This window comes from Pseudomonas sp. FEMGT703P, assembly GCF_002786345.1.
Taxonomy (GTDB): Bacteria; Pseudomonadota; Gammaproteobacteria; order Pseudomonadales; family Pseudomonadaceae; genus Aquipseudomonas; species Aquipseudomonas peli.
Genome location: NZ_PGCM01000010.1, coordinates 313,275 through 338,011, shown reverse-complemented (window position 1 = coordinate 338,011; position 24,737 = coordinate 313,275). Strand labels below are relative to the sequence as shown.

The window sequence follows — 24,737 nt, the reverse complement described above, 5'->3', positions numbered from 1 at the left end:
TTGATTAGCCACAAGTGGCCAATGGTCGCGGTACTAAGGTTCCAGGCGAGTAAGCCGCCAAGGCAGCGCGCGCCTGAGGGCCTTCAGGTGCAGGCGCAACTGCAGGGTAGAGGGTTCTTGCCCGGCATAACGCTGCGCCTCGAAGGCCGCCGCAAAATCGTTAATCGCTTGCGCCTGAGCTGGCATCAGTTGGGATGCCCGCATGGCATAGTCGCGCGGACCTTCGCCGGGTTTACGCGGCACGCCATGGCGCGCCAACAAACCCTCAAAACGACGGAATAGCCGCTGCTGCACATCACGTTCACGCTGCCATGGCTTGAACAGCCAAAGTGATAGCAAACCAAGCAGCAGCGCCCCACCACCTACCAGGCCGATCACCAGCGACTGGGCATCCACCCGCCCCAGCCAACGCTGAAGAAACTCCAGCTGCTGCTGACTCTGGTAGCCCAACACCCAGCGTTGCCAGCCGTAATTGATATTGTCCCAGGCCAGGCGCAACTCATTCAGCCAACTGAGGTTGCGATAGCGCAACGGCGAAAAAGGCGAGTCTTCGAGAAAACTCTGCTCATCTACCAGGGCCTCTTCCAGGCCCATGTCGATCCGCTCGGGCGCCACCTGGAAGGTCGGATCGACACTGACCCAACCCCGTCCTTCCTGCCAGTACTCAACCCAGGCATGGGCATCAAACTGGCGCACCTGCACATAGTTACCCGCCGGGTTGTATTCGCCGCCCTGATAACCCGCCACTACTCGCGCCGGGATGCCCGCAGCGCGCAGCACGTAGGTCATTGCTCCGGCGTAATGCGCACAGAAGCCACTACGGGTTTCAAACAGGAAATCATCAATATTATTCACCCCTAACGTTGGCGGAGTCAGGGTGTAAGCAAAGGGCTCGCGGTTGAAGTGGCTAAGCAGTGCCTGCACCAACAATTCGGGCTGCGCATGCTCGCGCTTGAGCTGCTCAGCCCAAGCGCGGCTGCGTGGCTCGCCTTGATCCGGTAACTGCAGGGCGCGGCGCAGGGCTTCCTGAGACGGCTTAGGCTCGCGTAGCGCCTGCGGCCAGGAGGTGGCCTGATAGATCAGTGAGCGATCCACCGGCTGCCGACGCTGCAGACGGAAATCGCTCATCTGCCGGGTCTGCTCCAAAGTGGTTTCCGCCACATCCAAGGCAAATAGCCAGCGCTGTGTACTCGGCTGCATCACGATGCTGTAACTCAGCGCCTCACCACGTTTCTGCCACTGCGCGCCAGGGCCAAACTCGGCGTAATTGGATTGCGACCAACGCCGCCCGTCGAAACTATCCAGAGTCAGCGCACGCCAGTACAACTCACTGCGCGGCGGGGTTTCACCGTTGAAACTGGCGCGAAACGCCAGCGCCGCGGAGCGACTTAGATCGGCGATATCCGCCGGGGCCATGCTGTCCGAAAGCCCGGTAGTGGCCTTGTCATTCGGCACCGGCAATGACCACAGAGGGCCCATGCGCGGGAAGAACACAAACAGCAGCAGCATCACCGGCAGCGCCTGCAGCAGCAGTCCCCCGGCCAAGCGTGCGGTCGGCCAGGGCTGGGTGGCCAGACTGCTCTGCTGCAAACCAATCAGCGCAGCGAGCAAGGCGGTAACCGGCAACAAGCTGTAGAACGCCATCAGCATGCTGTCATCGAACAGGTAGGCGGTGACCACAACAAAGAAGCCGAGAAAAATCAGCACCAATGCATCACGCCGCGTGCGCATCTCCAGCAGCTTGAGCACGAACGCCGCAATCAGCAGCACCACCCCGGCATCCAGCCCAATCAGGCTGCCGCGGGAAAGAAACACCCCGAGCGCTGCGGCCAGCATCAAACCGCCCTTGGCCCAGGCATTCGGGTAACGCGCACGCATGCGGAAAATTTGAATACGCCAGGCCGCACTGCCCAGCCACAGACCAATAATCCACAACGGTAAATGCGTCAGATGCGGAAGGATCACCAGCACCTGTGCCACCAGCAGCCAGGTCAGGCTGATCCGAGGAATCGTCGTAACTCGACTCATGGCGCACGCCCGAATAGCGCCAGAGCGCGCAAGCAGGCATCCCGGTGCAACTCGCCACTATCGGCGCCCAGCACCTGGCCTGGCAGGCTCAGGGCAAAGGGTTGCTGACGCTCGGACAGCTGCAGCACCCAATGGCAAAGCAGCGACAGACGGGTTTCAACATCACCGGCTAATGCATCGAAATCCAGGTGCAGGTCACGCCCGGTGATCGAGGCAAAATCCTTGACCAGCAAACCCTGGCCACGGGAATAGGCTTTCCAGTGCAAGCGACGCTTGGAGTCGCCCGGCTGATAAGTCTTCAGCCCCTGATAATCATCCACGCCCTGACCGTGGGGCCGACTGCCCTCCTCGTCCTGATCCTCACTGGCGCCGGCGGACAGCGGCAGATCACCGGGCAAGGGACGCGGATAAACCAGTACGCGCTGATCCAGATCGACCCAGCTCCAGGCCACCAGAATCCCCAGTGGGAAACGGCTCTCGACCCGCAGTCGACCGGGCCGTAGCCAACCGCGCTGCAACGCTGGCAGGTTTAGCTGGCTTTCACTTACGCCTTCGGCTGGCACATCCAGCGTCTGCAATTCGGCCGGTGGCCAACCCAGGCTGACGGCATGATGAGGCCGCTGACTGCTTGCCAGGCGCACGCGAAAACCGGCAGGCTCGCCAACAAATACTGCCGGCGCACTGCCAGCCTTGAGGATCAGCCCGGCCAGGTTGCGGTAGGTGTGCAGAATGGCGACTACAAACACCGAGGCCAGCAGGAAGGTCAGGCCATAGGCCAAGCTGTTCTGATAGTTGATCGCCGCCAGCAACATCAACAGCAGCGCCAGCATAAAGGCCGCGCCAACCCGGCTGGGGATGATAAAGATCCGCCGCTGGTTCAGGCGTACGCTGCTGGCTGCCGGAATGCGCCGAGCCAGCCAGCGGTTCCAGCGCGGTCGGAGCTGGGCGATCAAAGCGCCGGCACCTCTCGCAGCAACCACTGCACCAGGCTACCGGCACCATGCCCGGCCGGGTCCGCGCGCTCACGCAGGCGATGGCCGACCACTGACGGCAGCACGGCCTGCACATCTTCTGGAATCACGTAATCTCGCCCGGCGAGGAAGGCCCAGGCTTTCGCAGCCGCAAGCAGCGCCAGGCTGGCCCGAGGCGACAGGCCCCAGGCGAATTGCGGCTGGGTGCGGGTGGCATCGACCAGGCGCAACACGTAGTCGATCAATGCATCGCTGGCGCGCACTTTCGGTACTTCGGCCTGCAGCAGAGCCAGTTCAGCGTGATCCAGCAGTGCCGGCAGCGTCGGCAACAGCGAACGCCGTGAGTCGCCAAGCAGCAGGGCCTTTTCCGCCGCCTTGCCTGGGTAGCCAAGCGATAGACGCATCAAAAAGCGATCCAGCTGCGACTCAGGCAAGGCGAAAGTGCCACCCTGACTGACAGGGTTCTGCGTGGCAATTACAAAGAACGGCTCCGGCAGCGGCCGAGTCGCACCTTCGATAGTCACCTGACCCTCCTCCATGGCTTCAAGCAGCGCACTCTGGCTTTTCGGCGTGGCGCGGTTGATCTCATCGGCCAGCACCAGCTCGGCGAAAATCGGCCCCGGGTGGAAGATAAATTGCCCGGTGTCCTTGTCGAAAACTGAGGTGCCGAGGATGTCACCTGGCAGCAGGTCGGAGGTGAACTGTATGCGCTGAAAACTCAAGCCCAGTACCTTGGCCAGGGCATGGCTGAGGGTGGTTTTGCCCATGCCGGGCAAGTCCTCGATCAGCAGATGGCCCTGGGCCAACAGGCAGGTCAGCGCCAGACGCACCTGCGGTTCCTTGCCCAGAAGCACGTGATTGACCGTCTGCAGCACAGTTTCCAGTTTGGCGCGCATGTATCACTCCTTTAAGACCGGTTGACGATGCTACTGCGCCGCGTTGCCACGGCATAGCGGCTGGAAATCTTTACTGACGAACTTGTGAGCCATTCAATTGATCCAAGCTAACACCCACCTCGTTTGTGGTGTTTAGGCTAAAGACCCGAACAGCGCTGGAGCACATTGAATGCAAGCGCCATCAGGTCATGACTGGCACGCCCAGCCAGGGCAACAAAGCCTGCAGAACCTCAACAGCAGTGCCCAAGGTCTGGACAGTTCCGACGCCGCCCAACGCCTCAGCGAGCATGGTCCCAACCTGCTGACACAGCCACAGGCCAACGGGCCGTTTAAGCGCTTTGCGCTGCAGTTTCACAACCTGCTGATCTACGTCCTGCTCGGCGCTTGCCTGCTTACTCTCTTGCTGGGCGAATGGCTCGACAGTGCGGTGATCTTTGCCGTGGTGCTGATCAACGCCCTGGTCGGTTTTGTCCAGGAAGGCAAAGCCCAGCACGCCATGCTGGCGATTCAGCAGATGCTCAGCCTGGAAAGCCGGGTACGCCGTAACGGCCAGGTGCACAGCATTGCCGCCGAACAACTGGTGCCCGGCGACTGGGTGCTGCTGGAGGCCGGCGACCGCGTGCCTGCTGACCTGCGCCTGCTGGAGACCCGTGATCTGCGCATTGACGAGGCCGCGCTGACCGGTGAATCCCTACCCGTGGATAAACACCACGACGCCGTAGCCGCCTCGGCCAGCCTGGCCGACCGCCGCAGCATGGCCTATTCCGGCACACTGGTGAATGCCGGCAGCGCTGCGGGCGTGGTGGTGGCCACGGCCAAGCAGACCGAGCTGGGCAAGATCAGCCACATGCTGGAAAACGTGGTTAGCCTGCAAACTCCGCTGCTGGTCGATATGGCTAAGTTTGCTCGCCACCTGACCCTGGGCATTCTTGCCCTGGCGCTGCTGACCTTTGCCTTTGGCGTGCTGCTGCGGGGGTACAGCGCAGAGGACATGCTGCTGGCCGCAGTCAGCCTGGCGGTGGCTGCCATTCCGGAAGGCCTGCCGGCGGTGCTGACGATCATCCTCGCCCTCGGCGTGCAGCGCATGGCCAAGCGCCGGGCGATCATTCGCCATCTGCCAGCGGTGGAAAGCCTCGGTGCGGTCACGGTGATCTGCTCAGACAAAACCGGCACCCTGACGCGCAACGAGATGACCGTGCAGCAAGTATTTACCGCCGCACATCATTACCGCGTCGAGGGCGTCGGCTATGCCCCGCAGGGCAGCATTCACTGCGATGACGGCCAGCTGTGCCAACTGGACGCCGCTGACGACCTGCGCGAGCTGGCCCGTGCCGGCCTGCTGGCCAATAACGCCAGCCTGCGCAGCGGCGAGAACGGCTGGTGCATCACCGGCGACCCCACCGAAGCCGCCCTGCTGACCCTGGCCGGCAAAGTCGGCCTAGAGCTGCAGCATGAAGCGCGTAATCTGCCGCAGGTCGATGCCATCCCCTTCAGCTCCGAGCAACGCTGCACCGCCAGCCTGCACCATGATCATGCCCACCATGGCCTGATCTATATGATCGGCGCCCCGGAACGCCTGCTCGAAGCCTGCAACCGCCAATGGCGCGACGGCCATCCCGAACCGCTCGACCCACGCCACTGGCACCAGGCCCTAGACAGCGGCGCCCGCCAGGGGCTGCGCATGCTCGGCCTGGCCATTCGGCCGCTCGGCGAACCGCAGCAGAGTCTCGACTATCAGGACCTGGACGGCGATTACGTGCTGCTCGGTCTGGTCGGTATGCTCGATCCACCGCGCGAGGAAGCCATTGCTGCCATCGCCGACTGCCACAGCGCAGGTATCGCGGTAAAGATGATCACCGGCGACCATGCCGGCACCGCCAGCGCCATTGCCCAGCGCCTTGGCCTGGAGGATGGCAAACCGCTGACCGGGGCCGATCTCGACAGCCTCAGCGACAGCCAACTCGATCAGTTGCTACCCGCCACCAGCGTGTTCGCCCGCACCAACCCAGCGCACAAACTGCGCCTGGTTGAACGCCTGCAAGCCTGCGGTGCGCGGGTGGCCATGACCGGCGACGGGGTCAACGACGCGCCGGCCCTGAAACGCGCAGACATCGGCATCGCCATGGGCATCAAGGGCACTGAGGCGGCCAAGGAAGCCGCGCAAATGGTATTGGCCGACGACAACTTCGCCACCATCGCCCATGCGGTCGAGGAAGGCCGCACGGTCTATGACAACCTGAAGAAAACCATCCTGTTTATCCTGCCCACCAATGGCGGCGAAGCGATGATCCTGCTGGCGGCCATCGCCCTGGGCCTGACCTTGCCGATCACTCCGCTGCAGATTCTCTGGATCAATATGATCACCGCCGTGACCCTGGCGCTGGCCCTGGCGTTTGAGCCGGCAGAAGCCGACCTGATGCGCCGCCCGCCACGCGATCCCAAGGTCAATCTGCTCAGCCGCCATCTGCTCTGGCGCGTGCTGTTTATCGGAGCGTTGATGACCCTGGCCAGCCTGGGCCTATTCCTCTACACCCAGACTCTTGGCTGGAGCCTTGAAAGCAGCCGCACCCTGGCGGTCAACGCAGTGGTTGCCTGCGAAATCGGCTACCTATTCAGCAGCCGTCGCCTAGAAGGGTCGGCGAACTTCGGCCTACGCGATAATCCGATGATCTGGAGCATGGCCGGCCTGTTGCTCAGCCTGCAACTGCTGCTCACCTACTGGCCGGCGATGCAGCAGGTCTTCGCCACTGCTGCCCTGCCAGCATATGCCTGGGGTTGGTGCCTGCTGGTAGCGCTGGGGATATGCGTCTGTGTTGAAGCGGAGAAGTGGCTGTTGCGGCGGCAACGCCCCTAGGGGCGTTGCAACTCAAAGCGCTGCAAGGTGCGGGTATAACCACTACCGCCGAGACGTCCAATCAGGTCGAGCTGACTGCTGTCGATACGGCCCTGCTCGTTGAGCACCGCATCGTCGATATGCGCCAACAGCACTTCGGCGAAGATCAGATGGCAATTGGGCTTATCTGCTGGGTAGGCTTGGATCTGCGCCACCCGGCATTCAAAGGCCACTGCCGCGCCGGCTACCCGAGGCGGCGCCACCCGCTGCGAGGGCAGGCTGGCGATACCGCACTGCTCGAACTCGCTGATGCCATAGGGCAGCACCGCCGCACTGGCATTCATCGCCTCGGCCTGGGCGAAGGACACCAGCTGAATCACCAGCTCGCCGCTGGCCTGCACATTCAGCAGCGTGTCCTTGAGGCCGCCATCGGCGCGGTGATTAACGTTGACCATCAGGGTTGGCGGGTCATCGCTGATCACCTGAAAGAAGCTAAACGGCGCCAGGTTGCTGACCCCGTCGGCCGATACGCTGGAAACCCAGGCAATCGGTCGAGGCGTGATAGTCGAGGCCAACCAGCGGTAGCGTTCGAGCGGTTCAAGCGCGTTGAAATCCAGTTGCATCAGCGGCCAGCTCGCGACTCACGGATATAGAAACGGGCGCGCTCGGACTTCGCCGTACAGCCCTTGTAGCCCTCGAACTGCTGCTGAGTTTTCGCCGCAGTCAGCAGCGACACCGCCTTGGAATAACTCACCGTACCGGCAAACCCTTCGGCCTTGGCCAGATCCAACTCGCGCCAGGCGGCGTCCAGCTGATTGGCGCAGCTGGTGCGATAGGCCGTTTTTCCCGCACAACCGCTTAGCACCAACAGCAACATGGGCAACACGATCAACAGTTTCATCTGGTAACTCCTGCAAAGAGACATACGTTTCACCCGGTATAAAGACACATCGCCCGACTCATTGCGATGCATCAATACAGGCAGTAAGACGTGCAAAACAGACAAAAGTGCCAACGCCTCCAATTGCCGTCGCACTTAGGTCCGAATGCCGTGGATACTAGCAAATCACGCCTTGGCGGCGTGCGGCACGGCGCGTATGTTCGCTGCATTAATAGTTACGAGGAACATCAGGATGAGTAAGCGCATTGCGCTGGTACTGGGCTCCGGTGGTGCGCGTGGTTATGCGCACATCGGCGTGATCGAGGAGCTGGAAGCCCGTGGCTATGAAATCGCCTGTATCGCTGGTTGCTCCATGGGCGCGGTGGTGGGCGGCATCTACGCCGCCGGCAAACTCAATGAGTACCGCGAATGGACGCAGAGCCTGGATTATCTGGACGTGCTGCGCCTGCTCGATGTGAGCTTTCGTTTGGGGGCGATTCGCGGTGAAAAGGTCTTCGGCAAGATTCGCGAAATAGTCGGCGAGATCAATATCGAAGAGCTACCCATCCCCTTTACAGCCGTGGCCACCGACCTGACCAACCAACAGGAAATCTGGTTCCAGGAAGGCTGCCTGCACCAGGCCATGCGCGCCTCAGCGGCGATTCCTAGCCTGTTCACCCCAGTGGTACAGGGCAAGCGCATGCTGGTCGATGGCGGCCTGCTCAACCCGCTGCCCATCGTACCGGTGGTGTCCAGCCACTGCGATCTGATCATTGCGGTCAACCTCAACTCGACCAACCAGCAGCACTACGAACTGCCGATCATCGAACGCGCGCCGGCGCTCAAGGGCCGCTTTGATCTATTGATGAGCTCGCTCGGCTCACGCCTGCCCTCGTTCAAACGCAAACCCGGCGAAGACGATGAGCTGCTTCTGCTGGAGGACAACAGCAAACCGCTGCAGCCCGAAGCCATCAACCCCTGGCAGCAGAATGCCCGTGGCAACCTGGACAAACCCGCCGCACCGAAATCCGCCAGCGGCTCGCGGGTGGCCGACCTCAGCGGCCCGGCCTCACTGCTGGAACTGATCAACCAGAGCTTTGAGGTGATGCAGACATCCTTGGCCCAGTACAAGATCGCCGGCTACCCGCCGGACATCCTGATCAACGTGCCCAAGCGGGTATGCCGCTTCTTCGAATTCTACAAGGCGCCGGAGCTGATCATGCTTGGCCGGCAGATCGCCCGCGATACGCTGGATAAGTACGAACGCGGGGATAACTGAGGTCCAGGGTCAGAAGCGATAGGACAGGCTCAACGAGGTGCTCTCGTTGTTCTTGTCCTTGTCGACCTGGTTGGAGTCCTTTTCCTTGTGCTCATAACTGACGGCAACCAGCAGGTCCTTGGTCAGTTTATGGCCCAGTGTAAGGGCGTACTTGTCTTCATCCTCTTCTTTACCCTTGGGGTCATTGCCATAGTCGGTATGCCGACGGGTATAGGCGATGCCGGCAAAACTGTCCCAGGGTAATTTGCGTGCATACGCCACTTTCCAGCCGCCCTGATCCTTGTCTTTCTTTCGCTGGTCATTGTCCTCGACCTTGGGGGAATAACTTAGGTCGAAGCTGTCATGGCTTGTGGGTTTGAACTTGACGGAAAACTTGAGCGTATCGACTTCAACGTCTGGCGTGTTCTCGCTGTTGAGGTCACGGTTTTCGTAGTTGTAGCGCACCCCTAGCTCCAGCACGCGATTGAGCTTGTGGCTGACGCCCAATGACCAGATGGTACTGGAAACGTCATAGCGGTGATCTTTGTACAGCTGCAGGTAAGTAACCGATGGATTGACCTTCAAACGCCAGTCTGGCACCAGAAGAACTGGGCCAGTGGAAAGCGCAATCGTCTCTCGGTTCAGGGTGTCCTGGTCGTCCTGGCGGGCATGACTGAAATTGCCAGCCAGATTCCAGCGATCGCCGCGCTCATTCAGGCCATAGGAGTAACGTAACGCAGCAGACGCTTGACGACGATTGTCATGCACAGAACGCTTGGGTTTGGCAGTTACTTCAGTATCACCTGCGTCGTCATCCTCGTCGTCCAGATCCTCATCATCGTCGAGGTCGTCTTCGTCCAGGTCCACGTCTTCGAGCAGATCATCGTCAAAGTCGGCATCAGCAAAGTCGTCATCTTCGTCAAAATCGCCGTCTTCGTCGTCGAGGTCTTCATCGTCATCATCATTAAATGACGGTTCACTGACCGGGCTGCCGGCAGAGGCATTGGCCGTATCGGTGTCATGGACCAAGGCAAACTGCACTTTGCCACCGTAACTGTGCGCTTTGGTCTTGCTCGCTGCTTTGCGCTGCAGCTTGCGCGCCTGCTTGGCCTCTTCACTGTCAGGCGCGGTCGCGATCAGTTGCGCCAGTTCACTGCGGGCTGCGGGGTAATCAAAGCTGTCGAGATACAGGCGCGCCAGACGCAGGCGGGCCTGATTGTGCGATGCCTGTAGATCAGCGTTGGCCAGTACCTGGCGATACGCAGAGATGGCTGCAGCCAGCGAGCCCCAACGCGCTTTTTGCTCGGCCTGCCGACTGATTTCGGCATAATCGGACGCCTGTCCATACAGCGGCAAGCCCAAGGTTCCCAACAATGCGGCAACAGCGACACCCTTGCGATTCATGACAGCTCCTGAGACGCGTGCAGATCAATTTGCGGCGCAGTCTATGCAGGCTCCAGAAGGCCGTCTAGCGCGACGCCAGAATGCGAATGGCCGTTCACAATGCCTCACGCAGGCGATAGCCGACACCCGCCTCGGTAACGATAAAACGCGGCGCGGTGGGGTCGTCGCCGAGTTTCTGCCGTAGGTGGCCGACCACCACGCGCAGGTAGTGGCTGTCCTCGCCATGGGTCGGGCCCCAGATGTCTTTGAGCAGTTGCTGCTGAGTCACCACCCGGCCGATATGCCGCGCCAGTTGCGCCAGCACCGCGTATTCCTTACGGGTCAGGCTGACCTCGACGCCATCGAGGCTGACCCGGCGGTAGGCAAAATCCACCTGTAACGGGCCGCTGCTGACCGCCGCGCTGGCCTGCTCCACACCGCCGGCCAGGCGCAGCAACACGCGCACACGAGCGAGGAATTCCTGAATGCCAAAGGGTTTGGTCACGTAATCATTGGCGCCGCCATCCAGCGCGAGGACCTTTTCGCCCTCGCTGGCGCGCACCGACAACACCAGTACCGGCACATGCGACCACGCGCGCAGCTCACGCAGCACCTGTTGGCCGTCCATATCCGGCAGGCCGAGGTCGAGCACCACCAGGTCCGGTTTACCCAGCGCGGCCTGGGCCAGACCTTCCTGCCCCGTAGCGCCTTCCAGCACCTTGTAGCCCTGGGCCGTAAGGCTGATGCGCAGGAATTTGCGAATCTGCGCTTCGTCATCGATAACCAGAATGGTCGCGGGGTTTTGGCTCATCGGCTATCCATCACTGTTCTTCTTCCATCTGCGGCTGCGTGTGCAACGGCAGGTGCAGGGTCAGGCTTGCGCCCAGGCCATCCAGCCCTTCGCCCACAGTCACCCGACCGCCATGGGCGCCGAGCATGCCCTGACAGATCGCCAGGCCCAGACCAGTACCCTGCCCGCCGCGATCTCCCCGGGCGGCGGTGTAGAACATATCGAAAATTTTCGTGCGCTCATGCTCGGGAATACCCGGCCCCTGGTCACTGACACTAAAGCGCAGTTCTTCGGCATCCGCCTCGATTGCAACGCGCAAACGCCCCTGGGGCGGGGAAAAACGCGCGGCATTCTCCAGCACATTGACCAACGCCTGTTCGATCAGCGCGGCATGCACATAGAGCAGCGGCAGCTGTTGCGGCACCTGTATCTCCAGCTGCAAGGCGGACAACACCGGGCGCAGACGCTGGGTCGCACTGGCGACAATATCCGCCGGCGCCACCCAGTCACGCGCCAGTTTCAGCCCGCCGTGGCCCAGTCGGGTCATGTCCAGCAGGTTCTGGATATAGCGGTCGAGGCGCTCGGCCTCATCGCGGGTGCCTTCCAACAGCTCGCGGCGATCAGCCAGGGGAATCTGCTCGCCAAGCGCCAGCAGGCTGTCGATCGAGCCGCGCATGGCGGTCAGCGGCGTGCGCAGGTCATGGGAGACCGAGGCCAGAAGCGCGCTGCGCAGTTCCTCGGTCTGCCCGTGCAAACGCGCGGCCTCCAGATCCTCCGCCAATTGCGCGCGTTCAAGAGCCTGGGCCAAGGGCTGGCCCAACGCCGTAAGCAGACGCCGTCGCTCGGCAGGTAAGCTTCTGCCGTCCTTGGGGCTGATACCGAGCAACAACAACGGCCCCTCTTCGCCCGACAAAGGCAACCACCACCAGCGCCCGTCCGGCAAAGTACCGGTGCCCAGTCCGGCGGGCTGATCGTGCTGCCAGGACCAGTCCGCCGCCGCGCGTTCCAGATCAGTGAGCAGGCGCTGCGCCCCCGCCTCAACCTTCCAGAGTGCATCCGGGCTACGCGACAGCAAGCTAACCTCGACGTCCTGCCACAGCCCCAGCTGCTGCATGGCGGCCGCTAATACCGCCTGGCGGTCGGTGGCCGCCGTCAGCTTGCGTGACAACTCCAGCAGGGCGCTGGTTTCTCGCTGCGTCTCACGCAGGGCCTGCAATTGCTGACGCTGGCGGCTTGCCAGGTTACCGGTGAGGCCAGCCATCAGCAGAAAGAACAGCAGGGTCAGCACGTCTTGCTGACGGTCGATGGTCAGGGTCAGGGTCGGCGGAATAAACAGAAAGTTGTACGCCAGAAACGACAGCCCCGCGCATGCCATGGCCGGGCCCAGGCTGCTGCGCACCGCCACCACCAATACCGCCGCCAGCAGAATCAGCGAGATATTCGGCAACTCCAGTACACGGGATAAACCCAGCGCCACGGCAGAGGCCAGCAGCGTCGCCAGCAAGGCCAGCAGGTAGTCACGCCAGACTACAGGCTGGCGGCGCCGCGACAGGGCCGGGGCATTGCTCGCCTCGGTATCCAGCACGCTGATTTCCAGGCCCTGCCCCAGTTGCAGCAAACGCTCAGCCAGACCCCGGCCGAGGTGCCAGATACGTCGTAGACGTTGCCGACTGCGGCCGACCAGAATAAGGCTGGCGCGGCGCTCGCGGGCATGCTCGATCAGGGTTTTCGCCACCTCGCTGCCGCGCAGGCTGACCACCTCGCCGCCCAGGCGCTCGGCCAATTGCTGCGCACCCTGCAGGTAACTCAAACGGGTTTCATCACGCTCACCGCCGGTGTCCACATAGACCACCGACCAGGGCAGATGACGGCGCTCGGCCACCCGGCAGGCATGCCGCACCAGGCGCTCGGCCTGAGCATCGCCGTCAATGCCGACCAGCAAGCGGCCACGCAGCGCAGGCGCTTGCTGACCTTGCTGGCGGTAGCGTCGACTCAGGTCCGCATCGACCCGCGCAGCAGCCGTCTGCATCGCCAGTTCACGCAACGCGGTGAGGTTGGTCTGGCTGAAAAATGCATCGATGGCGGCGCGCGCCTGTTCCGGCACATACACCTTGCCTTCACGCAGGCGCTCCAGCAGCTCGCGCGGAGGCAGGTCGATCAGCAGAATTTCGTCGGCTTCCTGCAACACCCAATCCGGCAGGGTTTCACGCACTTGCACGCCGGTGATATCGCGCACCTGATCATTCAGTGCTTCGAGGTGCTGCACGTTGACCGTGGTGTACACGTCGATGCCGGCATCCAGCAGTTCCTGCACATCCTGCCAACGTTTGCTGTGGCGGCTACCGGGGGCATTGCTATGCGCCAGCTCATCGACAAGCAGCAGCTTTGGCGGCTTGGCCAGAATGCCGTCGAGGTCCATCTCGCTCAGCGCCACGCCACGGTATTCCAGACGCTGCTGCGGCTGTTGCGGCAAGCCGGTGAGCATGGCCTCGGTTTCCGCGCGGCCGTGGGTTTCCACCACGCCCACGCGCAGGTCGACGCCCTGGCGCAGTTGCGCCTGCGCCGCCTGCAGCATGGCGTAGGTCTTACCCACGCCGGGTGCCGCACCGAGAAAGACCTTTAGCCGGCCACGACCCTCTCGCGGCATCTCATCGAGCAGGGCATCGGCGCGTACGGCATCACTCATGCAAGTTACTCAGCTTTTGCGGGAGGCGAATTGTCGGCCAGCGCCAGGTTCAGCGCCAGCACATTGACCACTGCCGGCCCTACCAGTGGCTTTTCCACGTACTGTTCGATCAGTCGTTCCAGGCTGGCCGCTGGGATGCCACGTGCTGCGGCGATTCGGGCGATCTGAAACTGCGCCGCTACCGGCGACAGATGCGGATCGAGGCCACTGGCCGAGGTGGTCACCAGCTGCATGGGTACTGCGCCCTGACCTTCTGCCTGCAAGCGCTGGGCATCTGCGGCGATACGCTCGGCCAACGCCGGGTTGCTCGGTGCCAGGTTGCTCGCTCCACTGGCCACGGTGGCATAACCACCGGCTGAAAGGCGCGGCTGAAACCACTGCGCGCCCTCGAAGGGTTGCGCCAATAACGCACTGCCGAGCACGTCGCCTTGTTGATTGTGCAACAGGCTGCCATTGGCCTGCGCCGGGAACGCCAGTTGCGCCACACCGGTAACGGTCAGCGGATAAACCACACCGGTGACCAGGGTCATAAACGCCAGCACGCTAATGGCTGGGCGGATTTGTTTGAGCATGATGAATCTCCAGATTCTGTGTAGCCGGATGCAATCCGGGCCCGGAGTTCATCCGGGCTACGGATCGCAGTTGGTTAAACGAGGCCGACGGCCACCAACAGCAGATCAATCAGCTTGATCCCGACAAAGGGCGCCACCAGGCCGCCCAGGCCGTAGATCAACAGGTTGCGGCGCAGCAGGCTGGCAGCATCGGCGGCCTGCACGCGCACCCCACGCAGGGCCAGCGGAATCAACGCGACGATGATCAGCGCGTTGAACACAATCGCCGAGAGAATCGCGCTCTGCGGGCTGTGCAGCTGCATCAGGTTGAGCGCGCCAAGCTGCGGGTAGATGCCGGTAAACAGCGCCGGGAGGATGGCGAAGTACTTGGCCACATCGTTGGCCACCGAGAAGGTGGTCAGCGCGCCGCGGGTCACCAGCAACTCCTTGCCCACCTGCACAACGTCGAGCAGCTTGGTCGGGTCACTGTCGAGGTCAACCAGGTTGGCCGCCTCACGCGCCGCCTGAGTACCATCGTTCATCGCCAGGCCAACGTCAGCCTGGGCCAGCGCCGGTGCGTCGTTGGCACCGTCGCCGCACATCGCGACCATCTTGCCTTCGGCCTGCTCACTGCGGATGCGTTGCAGCTTCTTCTCCGGGGTGGCTTCGGCGATCACGTCATCGACACCCGCTTCTGCGGCGATGGCGGCTGCGGTCAACGGGTTGTCGCCGGTCACCATCACGGTGCGGATGCCCATGGCGCGCAGCTCGGCAAAGCGTTCACGAATACCCGGCTTGACCACGTCCTTGAGATGAATGGCGCCGAGCAACTGACCGTCACCGGCTACCAGCAAGGGAGTACCGCCACTCTGGGCGATTTTTTCGATTTCACGGGCCAATACCGGCGGCACGTCGCTGCGCTGGATGCCCAGATAAAGCAGCACCGCATCCACTGCACCCTTGCGGTAGCTGTGGCCGTTGTAGTCGGCGCCGGACAGGCGCGTCTCGGCACTGAAGGCAATCGATTTGATCGCACTGCGCTCAGGCTCAACCATGGTATTCAGCGCACGCAGGTATTCGACAATCGACTTGCCTTCTGCGGTGTCATCCGCCAGCGAAGCCAGCAACGCCGCATCGCTAAGCTGCTTGCCGGATACCCCCGGCGCTTTGTACAGCGCGCTGCAACGGCGGTTACCGAAGGTGATGGTGCCAGTCTTGTCGAGCAGCAGCACATGCACGTCCCCCGCCGCTTCCACCGCGCGGCCGGACTTAGCGATCACATTCAGACGCACCAGGCGGTCCATGCCAGCGATACCAATGGCCGAGAGCAGGCCGCCGATGGTGGTGGGAATCAGCGTCACCAGCAGCGCCACCAGGTACACCAGCGGCAGGTCGCCGTCGGCAAAACGAGCGAACGGCTGCAGCGTCGCCACCACCAGCAGGAAGATCAGGGTCAGGCCGATCAGCAGGATATCCAGCGCCACTTCGTTGGGCGTTTTCTGACGTTTTGCACCTTCGACCAGGGCGATCATCCGGTCAAGGGTCGACTCGCCTGGATTGGCAGTGATCTGCACCAGCAACCAGTCGGAGACCACTCGCGTGTTGCCGGTCACGGCCGAACGGTCGCCGCCGGACTCACGGATCACCGGCGCGGATTCGCCGGTAATCGCCGCTTCGTTGACTGCGGCGATGCCTTCGACGACTTCGCCGTCACCAGGGATCAATTCGCCGGCCTCGACGCGTACGATATCGCCACGGCGCAGGCTGCTGGCCGCCACGGTTTCAAACTTCTGACCATTCTTGCGCCGCGCATTCAGCCCCTGGCTGCCAGCCTTGAGGCTGTCGGCACGGGCCTTGCCACGACCCTCGGCGAGGGCCTCTGCAAAGTTGGCAAACAGCACGGTAAACCACAGCCACAAAGCAATCTGCACGGCCAGGCCGGTGGAGACCTGAGGGTTGGGTATAAAGCACAGCACGGTGGTGACCACAGCCGTCAGTTCAACCACCAGCATCACTGGCGAGCGCACCAACTGGCGTGGGTCTAGCTTGACGAAGGCCTGGCGCAGCGCCGGTTTCCACAACGCGGCGATCGAGGTTTTCGGGTGTTGCTGGGCGCTGTTCAGCGCCGGTTCAATACGGGCATTCATCATGGTTCTCCCTTAGAAGCCCTGGAACATGGTCATGTGCTCGGCAATCGGGCCCAAGGCCAGTGCCGGCAGGAAAGTCAGGCCACCGACCAACAGAATGGTCAGGGTTAGCAGGGTGACGAACAGCGGGCCGTGGGTCGGGAAGCTGTTGCTGCCCACCGGCGCGCGCTTCTTCGCCGCCAGGCTGCCGGCAATCGCCAGGATCGGCAGGATGTAGCCGAAGCGACCGAGCAGCATGGCCAGACCAATCATCAGGTTGTGGTACGGCGTATTGGCACCGAAGCCGCCAAAGGCCGAGCCGTTGTTGGCCGCACCGGAGGTGTAGTTGTAAAGAATCTGACTGAAGCCGTGGGCGCCTGGGTTACTTACAGAGGACGCTGGGCCCGGCAGGCTGGCCGCCAGGGCGCCGAGTACCAGTACGCCAACCGGCATTACCAGCAATGTGGCAACCAGCAAGCGCACTTCGCGGGCTTCAAGCTTCTTGCCGAGGTATTCCGGGGTGCGGCCGATCATCAGGCCGGCGAGAAATACCGCGATCAGCACAAACAACAACATGCCGTAGAGCCCCGCGCCAACACCGCCGAAGATCACTTCGCCGAGCATCATGTTGAACATCGGGATCATCCCGCCCAGCGCGCTGAAGCTATCGTGCATGGCGTTGACCGAGCCGTTGGAGGCGGCCGTGGTAGTCACCGCCCACAACGCCGAGGCCGTGGTGCCAAAGCGGCTCTCCTTGCCTTCCAGCGAACCGCTTTGCTCAATCGGCAATGCGGCCAACGCAGGGTTCGGCTGATGCTCGGCATACAGGGTGCCGCCCAGACCGACACTGAACAAAATCAGCATGCAGGCCAACAGCGCGCGGCTCTGGCGCAGGTCTTTGACGTAATGGCCAAAGGTGAACAGCAGCGCAGCGGGAATCAGGATGATCGAGGCCACCTCGAACAGGTTGCTCCAGGCCGTGGGGTTCTCGAACGGATGCGCTGAGTTGACGCCGAAGAAACCGCCGCCGTTGGTACCCAGCTGCTTGATGGCAATCTGGCTGGCTGCAGGCCCAAGTGGCACAACCTGATCGGTGCCGCCGATGGTGTGCGCAGTGACGTATTCAAGGAAGGTTTGTGGCACGCCCTGCCACACCAGAAACAGCGCCAGAACCAGGCAGAACGGCAGCAGGCCGTAGAGCGTGGCACGGGTCAGGTCGACCCAGAAGTTGCCGACGCTATTGCTCGAACGCCGGGCGATGCCGCGGCAGAACACCACCAGCACGGCCAGGCCGACCGCCGGACTGACGAAGTTCTGCACACCGAGGCCAACCATCTGGCTGAAGTAGCTGAGCGAGGCTTCACCGCTGTAGGCCTGCCAGTTGGTATTGGTGACGAAGCTCACTGCGGTGTTGAACGCCAGGGTCCATTCCAGACCCGGCAATTGCTGCGGGTTGAGCGGCAAGCCGCCTTGCAGCATAAGGATGGCGAACAGCGTCAACAGGCTGACCAGGGTGAAGGCCAGCAACGCCAGGCTGTAGGTTTTCCAGTCCTGCTCGCGGTTACTATCGACACCGGCAATCCGGTAGCACAGCCGCTCGACCGGCTGCAGCACGGGGCTGAGCCAGGTTTTCTCGCCTTCCATCACCCGGTACAGGTAACGCCCGATAAAGGGCGCCGGCAGCAGAACCAGGACGAAGAACGCCAGGATCAAAGTGAAATCGTAACTGTGCATATGCGCTCCTACGCCTGATCAGCGCGCAACAGCGCAACCAGCAAATAAATGAATAGTCCCAAGGCCAGGCCCAGGGACACCCCGTCGAGAATGCTCATGTGTTTGCTCCTTATTGCGGTGGCTACCGCTTAGGGCAAATTGTCGGCAACCAGGGCGTAAAGGAACGAGTGCGGGCGATGCTGCCCGGCATAAAGAAAGCGTAAAGATCGCAGGCCGTGGACAAACAAAAACGGCCAGGCGCCCTGCTTTACAGGTCGTCTGGCCGTATGTGGCGCTCGCTACGCCTAGGGCGTAGCGCTGAAGGCGTTACTGAATGGGGCTTTGAGCCTCGCTTTCGTCCAGCAGCATTTCCTCGGCCGGGGTTTCAGGGGCCATGCCCGCCAAACCACCGCCACTGCTCATGGCCAGCGCGACGAACTGCTCCACAGTCATCTGCTTGCCATTGAAGGTCACCTGATCGTTGGCGTAATGCAGGCTGGAGCTGATGTCCTGCCCCTGCACCACTGCCAGTTCGCTGGCCACCGCCATGCCACTGGCCATTTCACCGACCATCGCCGCCTGCTGGGCAATCGCTTCCTTGTCGGTTTCCCCGGCCAGAGTGGCCTGTACACCAATCACATCGGCAATCATCGCCTTGGACACCAGCAACTTGGCATCCAGTTGGGCAATCAACTGCTTGGCCAGTTCAGGCGCCGGCAGGTCGAAGGACACCGGCTTGTCCAGGTCCAAGCCAAAGCTGAAGCTGCTCTCGCCATTGGCAGTTTTGAACGCCAGTTTTTCCAGAGCCAGGCCCGGTTTGCCGGCCAGCAGTTTTTCCAGATCAGTCTTGAATTGCGCAGTCTGCGCGTCGGTCAGCTCCGGCATACCGCTTTCAGTGTCGACCTTGCCACTCTGCAGCAGTGTGCTATACAGCTCGATCATCGATTTCAGGGCGGCTGCATCAAGGTTTTTCACGGTCCAGAGCATCTGCGAAGAGCCAATGTCGGTACCTTGGTAGCTGACCATGCCGATGTCATAGCTGTAACGCGCGGACAGCTGCTGGTTGGCTTCGCTGGTTTCATCGCGCTGGACGAAATCCTTGAACAGGATGGGGGCGTTCTCGCCAACCTGCAGCTCGATCTGCTGCAAGCGCACCTCGTTCTGCCCCAGGTAGAAGTCGCTGACGCCCTTGCGGGAATTACTGGTGAGGTCCATGCCCTTGAACTCAAGGCGCATGCTCTCATCGGTGGACAGGGTTGAGGTGACCTTGAAGCTGTCCATCACGCCATTGGCACTGATTGCCTCGACATTCGCGCTGCTGTCGAAATCGATTTGCAAGCCACTGAAATCAATCTGGGTCTGCTCATCCAGCGCCATCTGCAAGGGTTGTACGCGCAGGTTGCCGCTCATCGAACGGTCATAACCAAGACTTACCTGGCCCTGCAACGGCGCTCCACCTTGGCTACTGGCGAACCATTTTTCCAGCTCCGGGCTGCGCTCCAGGGCGTAGTTGCTGGTGGCCATAACGGGTAGCAATTTGAGAGCTTGCAGCCGTGACAGCGGGAAAGGCCCGTGTTCAATGTGGTCAGTGACGAACCACTCGAAGTTGCTCGGCGACTCGCCATCCAGGCTGCCAGCAAACTGAATGCGGTAGCGCGCGTTACTGCTGAACAGCTGGCGTTCGAGAGAAACCAGCTCAATAGTGGCGCTAAGGCCCAGGGCCGGCAGGGTTTTACCCATGTCCTCGTTGGCCTGCTTGATCGAGGTTTCCAACACGGCGGGGAGCTGCTGACCGGTGTACCAGGCACCGGCGGTGCTCAGTACGCCTAGAACGACAACTGCGCCCAGGGCGCTGCCAACTATTTTCTTCATGGGGGATATCCTGCGTGTCCGTTATGGGGTGGGGCTTCCCTGCTACCGCGTCAATCACTGCACGGCAGTGTGGCGGTTTGAGGCGCGACGTCGGGCATGCGCACAACGCCTGGCTGCGCAAGCCAAGGCGTGGTCGCGAAGCGCCGCAAGGCTACCACCCCGGCTACAGGCGACCAAGGCGCCGCCGCGGAAATTTAGCGAAAATGCCAACCGGCTCGAACAGCTGTGCAGCCGTAATGAACAGTCAGCTGACGGGCTTCTCTGGCGATTCAACGCTGCTGACCGTGGTGTTGACGACAGGGCTACCGACCCAATCACTGAGCAGGCTGTAAGCCACGGCCAGCAATGTTGGGCCAAGGAACAGCCCCATAAAACCGAACGCCAGAATGCCGCCGAACACCCCGAGCAACACCACGATCAAGGGCAGGTTACCGCCACGGCTGATCAGGTACGGCTTAAGGATGTTGTCGACGCCGCTGATCACAAAGAAGCCCCAAACCAGCAGGAAGAATCCCATACCGACTTCGCCCTGCCAGAACAGCCAGGCCACGGCTGGCCCCCAGATCAACGGAGGAATCATGATCAGGCTGAAGCCGAAGGTCATGATGCCAAGCACCAACGCCCCAGGCACGCCAGCGATGGTGAAACCGATAAAGGCCAGGATGGCCTGCGCCGCGGCAGTACCGATCACCCCGTTGACCACCCGCTGCACGGTACCAGCCACCAGTTCCAGATAATGCTCAGCGCGATCACCGATCAAACGCTGTAACAGGCTTTCGGCAAACGCAGCCAGACGCGGCCCGTCACGGTAGAAAAAGAACACCAGAATCAGGCTCAGGGCCAGTTCCACCATACCGCCACCGATCTGCGCACTACGCGCCAGCAGCCAGTTACCGACCTGCCCCAGGTACGGCCGCACAGTGGCGAAAAACGCCGCGCCCTGCTGGTCGATGGTCATCCAGAAGCCCACCAAGCGCTCCCCCACCAGCGGCACGCCAGCCAACCAGGCGGGAGCTGGCGGCAGCCCTTCGACCTGGAAATCCTTGAGCAGCGCGGTGACATCCTTGATGTGATCCGCCAGGTTGAAGCCCAGCATGACTAAAGGCACGGCCACCACGACGGTCCAAGCCAGGGTCAGCAACCCCGCCGCCAATGCCTGACGACCATTGAGCAGGTGCGTCAGCACGCGCATCACCGGCCAGCTGGCAAACGACAACACCGCAGCCCAGAACAGCGCCGACCAAAACGGTGCCAACACCAACAGGCTGGCGCCCAGCAAGACCAACAGGAGTATCTGCACCAGCAAACGATCGTTATTGGCCATCCAAACAGCTCCCTGCACAACGCAAAAGGCTCTGCCTGGAAGGGCAGAGCCGGATCAATTCATAACGACAAGAGTACCGGGCGGAGCGTCTTAGCGCAGCACGTTGAGTTGTACGCCGCTCACATCTGCGTCACCCAGCTCCAGACGGCTGGCGCGCACCCGTTGCTCAACCAGGGCATCGCGCCAGGCTTCGGCTTGGGCGCCGCTGATCGTGACACGCAAGGTGCTGTCGAGTTTAAGGCTACGTGCCAGCAGTTCAATCCAGGCAGCGCTGGGTTCAACCTGCTTGGCCAGGCGCAGTTCACCGGTGCTTTTCAGCTGCCGCTGCAGGGTGGCTGGGGTCGGCAACACTTCGCCCAACGGCGCATTGGCCGTGAGCAACTCGGCATGCAGGTAGGCGCGCTTGTTACCACGGGTGATGCTGTACAGCGCCACCAAGCTGCCCTGACGTGGCTCAGCGAGACGCAGCAATGCGTACGTTTGCTGGTCATCCGAACCGGTCAGGGTAGCGTTATTGAATACCGCGTTAGCCCATAGACTGCTGGAACCGCATTCACGACCCACGCACCAGTAAAGCAACTCGGCGTCCTGGGCTTGTAAATCACCGCGGGCCTTGGCAAATGCCTCATTGGCCGTATGGGTGCGCGGCAGTTCATAAGTCACGGCGGTCAACTGGCCCTGTGCCGCCACTTCGCGCTCGTAACGCAGGGTGCCACTGATACGCCGAATCGCCCCTTGCGGGTAGATACGCTCCTGTTCGGCAACGTCCTTGAAGCTGACAATCTTGCTCCCGGCAAAACGCGGCAGCACGTCGAGGTCCTGACTACCTGCGACATCGGCCCGGACAACGGCAGTGGCCAGCAACAGGCTGATGCCGAGGCCATAAATACTGAGACGGCTCATTTGATCAACATCGACTGGGCCGCTTTGACGATTTTCGCGCCGTCCTCTTCGCGCTGCGGCACCAGCAAACCACGCTGTACGGCAGGACGCTCAGCCAGCTCAGCCATCCAGCGCTGCAGATGCTCAAGGCCGTCAACAGAGACGCCTGCCCAGTCATGAATACGCACCCATGGGTAGGTGGCAATGTCGGCAATACTGTAGTCATCGGCCAGGTACTGCGATTCGCTCAAGCGCGTATCAAGCACTTCATACAGACGACGGGTTTCGCGCTGGTATCGGTCAATAGGCCCCTGCAGCTTCTCCGGGAAATAGCGGAAGAACACGTTGGCCTGACCTTGCATCGGGCCAACACCCCCCATCTGGAACATCAGCCACTGGATCACCCGCGAGCGGCCCTTGGCGTCGCTGGGCAGCAGCTGGCCGGTTTTCTCGGCGAGATACAGCAGAATGGCGCCGGATTCGAACACGGCGAAATCATCATTAGCGCGGTCGACAATCGCCGGAATACGGCCATTGGGATTGATCTTGAGAAAGGCCGCAGTCTTCTGTTCCTGCTTATCGAAACTCAAAGCCTGCACGGTGTAGGGCAGCTGTAACTCTTCCAGTGCGATGGACGCTTTATGGCCGTTGGGGGTGGCGGCGGTATACAGGTCGATCATGCGAATCTCCGTGGGTATCACCCACACCTTTCCCCAGTTGCCTTTAGCAAGTCAAGGCGCGCCCAGGAAAGCTTTGAAACAGTCTGCTACCAAGCCCGCACCTACGTCGTCATCCAGGTGCAGGTGATGGCCGCCAGGCAGCTGCGCCACCTCGATGGCCAGGCCCTCGACCAGCTGAGTAATACTCGGCTGCGCGAGCAACATGCCTTGCTGCGCCATCACCAGTTTGGCCGGACACTGCAGACTACGTGCAAACGCTAGGGCATGGGCGTGGGTCAGACGCAGTGGCGACGGCAGCGTCAGGCGGCTGTCAGTGCGCCAGGTGTACCCGCCAGGCACCGGCATCAGGCCGCGCTGGGCGAGCAATTCTGCGGCCTCACGACTGACCGCCCCTACCCCGCGCATACGCGCTTCCACAGCCCGGTCAAACTCGGCATATACCGGCTTGCTCTTGCCGGCCAGGGCCAGCTGCGCCTTGAGCGCTTCGCCGAGTTTCTGCGGCGCCGTGTCCGGCTCACCGGTGTAGGGAATCAGCCCATCGATCAGTGCCAGACGCTCGATTCGCTCCGGCATCGCTCCGGCCAAAAGCACCGAGACAATTGCGCCCATGGAATGCCCGAGCAGGGAAAAGCGCTGCCAGCCGAACTGCTCGGCGACCTGCAGCACATCGTGGGCATAGTCCCAGATGGCGTAACTGCCGCCTGGCGGGCGGTGATCGGAATGACCGTGGCCGGCAAAATCCAGGGCCACAATACGCAACCCTGTCAACAGCGGAGCCAGGCGGGAAAAACTGGCGGCATTGTCCAACCACCCATGCAGGGCAATCACCGGTATACCGTCTTCCGGGCCATACAGATGGGCGGCCAGTTCGATATGCGGCAACCGTAGGCGGACTTCTTCGAAATGCAGGCTCATGCGTGTTGCTCACTGACAGGTTGACCGTCCCAACGCTGGAACAGCTTTTTTAGCAATTCGGCAGTGTCTTGCGGACGTTCCAGGGGAAACATATGCCCACCGGGCAGCGTCAGGTACTCACCATTGGGAACACGGCGAACCAAGTGGGCATGATGCGGCATCACCACCCGGCTATGCCGGCCGCGCACCATGGCCAGCGGCACCTTGAGCTGCTGCGGCCGCCCTGGGCTGGTATGCGGCACGCTGCGGTAGATACTGATTTCCGTGGCGGGATCAAACCGCAGGCGCAGGCTATTACCCGAGGCCTGCAGGCCATGCTGCACATAGGCGTCCAGGCACTCAGGGTCGAAGCGACGGAATAGCCCTTTGCCTGCGAAATATCCGCGAGCCTCGGCCAGGTCAATAAACTCTTCACGCCTCCCCAGGGTACGTCCGGCCGGGGTGATGCGGTCGATAAAGCCAAAGCGTTTGGCCGCGCGAATCACCATCTTGTCCGCCAGGGTCAGGACTGGCGAATCAAGCATCACCACTCCACGGTAAAGCTCGGGGCGTAGCAACGCGGCGTGATAATGCAGCACGCCGCCCAGCGAATGCCCCACACCCCAGACCGGCTGCTGGTTAGCCTCAAGGTGATGGATCAGCTCATCAACCAGATTGCTCCAGTTGTCATTCACCGGAAAACGCGGGTCATGCCCATGTTGCTCCAGGTGCTGCACCGAATAGTCAGGCGCTAGTGCGGCAAACAGCTTGCCGTAGGTAGCCGAGGGAAAGCCGTTGGCATGGGCGAAGAACACGGACTGGGTCATGGCGGCGGGCTTATCTGGAAAGTTGCCGATGATTGTCCGGCAGTGTTTGAGATGCAGCAATGACAAAACGGCCAGTGAATGACGGCACTATAGCCAAAGCTGATGGGAGGCCCGCCAGCCGGAGCGGCAGTGGCGGGCTTTAC

At 61.8% G+C, this 24,737-nt stretch carries 20 protein-coding genes; 2 read left to right on the top strand and 18 right to left on the bottom strand.

Annotated features, from left to right (window positions below):
* Positions 1-33: 33 nt before the first annotated feature.
* From CUR33_RS15155 to CUR33_RS15145, 3 genes are read right to left on the bottom strand one after another with little or no spacing between them, the layout of a single operon-like run.
* Positions 34-2,028, bottom strand: coding sequence for a transglutaminase TgpA family protein (locus CUR33_RS15155; protein ID WP_289240184.1), 1,995 nt, complete (start codon positions 2,026-2,028; stop codon positions 34-36).
* Positions 2,025-2,981, bottom strand: coding sequence for a DUF58 domain-containing protein (locus CUR33_RS15150; protein WP_289240183.1), 957 nt, complete (start codon positions 2,979-2,981; stop codon positions 2,025-2,027). Before CUR33_RS15150 ends, CUR33_RS15155 begins: the two co-directional genes overlap by 4 nt.
* Positions 2,978-3,895: an AAA family ATPase gene (locus CUR33_RS15145; RefSeq protein ID WP_090253419.1), complete on the bottom strand. Its 918-nt coding sequence runs from the start codon at positions 3,893-3,895 to the stop codon at positions 2,978-2,980. Before CUR33_RS15145 ends, CUR33_RS15150 begins: the two co-directional genes overlap by 4 nt.
* Before the next feature lie 169 nt (positions 3,896-4,064).
* Here CUR33_RS15145 and CUR33_RS15140 point away from each other — a divergent pair, with 169 nt between their 5' ends.
* Positions 4,065-6,749 (top strand): cation-transporting P-type ATPase, encoded by a 2,685-nt coding sequence (locus tag CUR33_RS15140; protein WP_289240182.1) that lies wholly within the window; start codon positions 4,065-4,067, stop codon positions 6,747-6,749.
* Here the strand turns inward: CUR33_RS15140 and CUR33_RS15135 are convergent.
* The gene (locus tag CUR33_RS15135) at positions 6,746-7,351 is read right to left on the bottom strand and encodes a flavin reductase family protein (RefSeq protein ID WP_289240181.1); all 606 of its coding nucleotides are present in this window, start codon (positions 7,349-7,351) and stop codon (positions 6,746-6,748) included. The two genes, CUR33_RS15140 and CUR33_RS15135, sit on opposite strands and share 4 nt — an antisense overlap.
* A complete protein-coding gene (locus CUR33_RS15130) occupies positions 7,351-7,629 on the bottom strand; it encodes a hypothetical protein (protein ID WP_090253413.1) in 279 nt (92 codons plus the stop codon). Before CUR33_RS15130 ends, CUR33_RS15135 begins: the two co-directional genes overlap by 1 nt.
* Before the next feature lie 232 nt (positions 7,630-7,861).
* Between CUR33_RS15130 and CUR33_RS15125 the strand changes: the two genes are divergently transcribed.
* Positions 7,862-8,887: a patatin-like phospholipase family protein gene (locus CUR33_RS15125; RefSeq protein WP_289240180.1), complete on the top strand. Its 1,026-nt coding sequence runs from the start codon at positions 7,862-7,864 to the stop codon at positions 8,885-8,887.
* Positions 8,888-8,896: 9 nt separating this feature from the next.
* Here CUR33_RS15125 and CUR33_RS15120 read toward each other — a convergent pair whose 3' ends face one another.
* The 13 genes from CUR33_RS15120 to CUR33_RS15060 form a co-directional block, all read right to left on the bottom strand.
* Positions 8,897-10,270 carry a tetratricopeptide repeat protein gene (locus CUR33_RS15120; protein WP_289240179.1) on the bottom strand — a complete coding sequence of 458 codons (1,374 nt, stop codon included), beginning with the start codon at positions 10,268-10,270 and terminating at the stop codon, positions 8,897-8,899.
* A gap of 94 nt (positions 10,271-10,364) precedes the next feature.
* The gene (locus CUR33_RS15115) at positions 10,365-11,060 is read right to left on the bottom strand and encodes a response regulator (protein WP_289240178.1); all 696 of its coding nucleotides are present in this window, start codon (positions 11,058-11,060) and stop codon (positions 10,365-10,367) included.
* A 10-nt stretch (positions 11,061-11,070) separates the two neighbouring features.
* Positions 11,071-13,725 carry a sensor histidine kinase gene (locus tag CUR33_RS15110; RefSeq protein WP_289240177.1) on the bottom strand — a complete coding sequence of 885 codons (2,655 nt, stop codon included), beginning with the start codon at positions 13,723-13,725 and terminating at the stop codon, positions 11,071-11,073.
* A 5-nt stretch (positions 13,726-13,730) separates the two neighbouring features.
* Positions 13,731-14,297, bottom strand: coding sequence for a potassium-transporting ATPase subunit KdpC (gene kdpC, locus CUR33_RS15105; RefSeq protein WP_289240176.1), 567 nt, complete (start codon positions 14,295-14,297; stop codon positions 13,731-13,733).
* A gap of 74 nt (positions 14,298-14,371) precedes the next feature.
* Entirely contained in the window at positions 14,372-16,423 is a 2,052-nt protein-coding gene (gene kdpB / locus CUR33_RS15100; protein WP_289240175.1) for a potassium-transporting ATPase subunit KdpB, read from the bottom strand.
* 12 nt (positions 16,424-16,435) lie between these two features.
* A complete protein-coding gene (gene kdpA / locus CUR33_RS15095) occupies positions 16,436-18,136 on the bottom strand; it encodes a potassium-transporting ATPase subunit KdpA (RefSeq protein ID WP_289240174.1) in 1,701 nt (566 codons plus the stop codon).
* Positions 18,137-18,144: 8 nt separating this feature from the next.
* The gene (gene kdpF / locus CUR33_RS15090) at positions 18,145-18,234 is read right to left on the bottom strand and encodes a K(+)-transporting ATPase subunit F (RefSeq protein ID WP_090253391.1); all 90 of its coding nucleotides are present in this window, start codon (positions 18,232-18,234) and stop codon (positions 18,145-18,147) included.
* A gap of 208 nt (positions 18,235-18,442) precedes the next feature.
* A complete protein-coding gene (locus CUR33_RS15085; RefSeq protein ID WP_289240173.1) occupies positions 18,443-19,987 on the bottom strand; it encodes a YdgA family protein in 1,545 nt (514 codons plus the stop codon).
* 244 nt (positions 19,988-20,231) lie between these two features.
* Positions 20,232-21,311: an AI-2E family transporter gene (locus CUR33_RS15080; RefSeq protein ID WP_289240172.1), complete on the bottom strand. Its 1,080-nt coding sequence runs from the start codon at positions 21,309-21,311 to the stop codon at positions 20,232-20,234.
* Between the two features lie 90 nt (positions 21,312-21,401).
* Positions 21,402-22,214: a DUF4892 domain-containing protein gene (locus CUR33_RS15075; protein WP_289240171.1), complete on the bottom strand. Its 813-nt coding sequence runs from the start codon at positions 22,212-22,214 to the stop codon at positions 21,402-21,404.
* Positions 22,211-22,873 (bottom strand): glutathione S-transferase family protein, encoded by a 663-nt coding sequence (locus CUR33_RS15070; protein ID WP_090253376.1) that lies wholly within the window; start codon positions 22,871-22,873, stop codon positions 22,211-22,213. The genes CUR33_RS15075 and CUR33_RS15070 overlap by 4 nt, the downstream gene beginning before the upstream one ends.
* Positions 22,874-22,924: 51 nt before the next feature.
* On the bottom strand, positions 22,925-23,788 hold the full coding sequence (locus CUR33_RS15065) for an alpha/beta fold hydrolase (protein ID WP_289240170.1): 864 nt from the start codon (positions 23,786-23,788) through the stop codon (positions 22,925-22,927).
* Positions 23,785-24,594: an alpha/beta fold hydrolase gene (locus tag CUR33_RS15060; RefSeq protein ID WP_167144736.1), complete on the bottom strand. Its 810-nt coding sequence runs from the start codon at positions 24,592-24,594 to the stop codon at positions 23,785-23,787. The genes CUR33_RS15065 and CUR33_RS15060 overlap by 4 nt, the downstream gene beginning before the upstream one ends.
* Positions 24,595-24,737 lie beyond the last annotated feature (143 nt).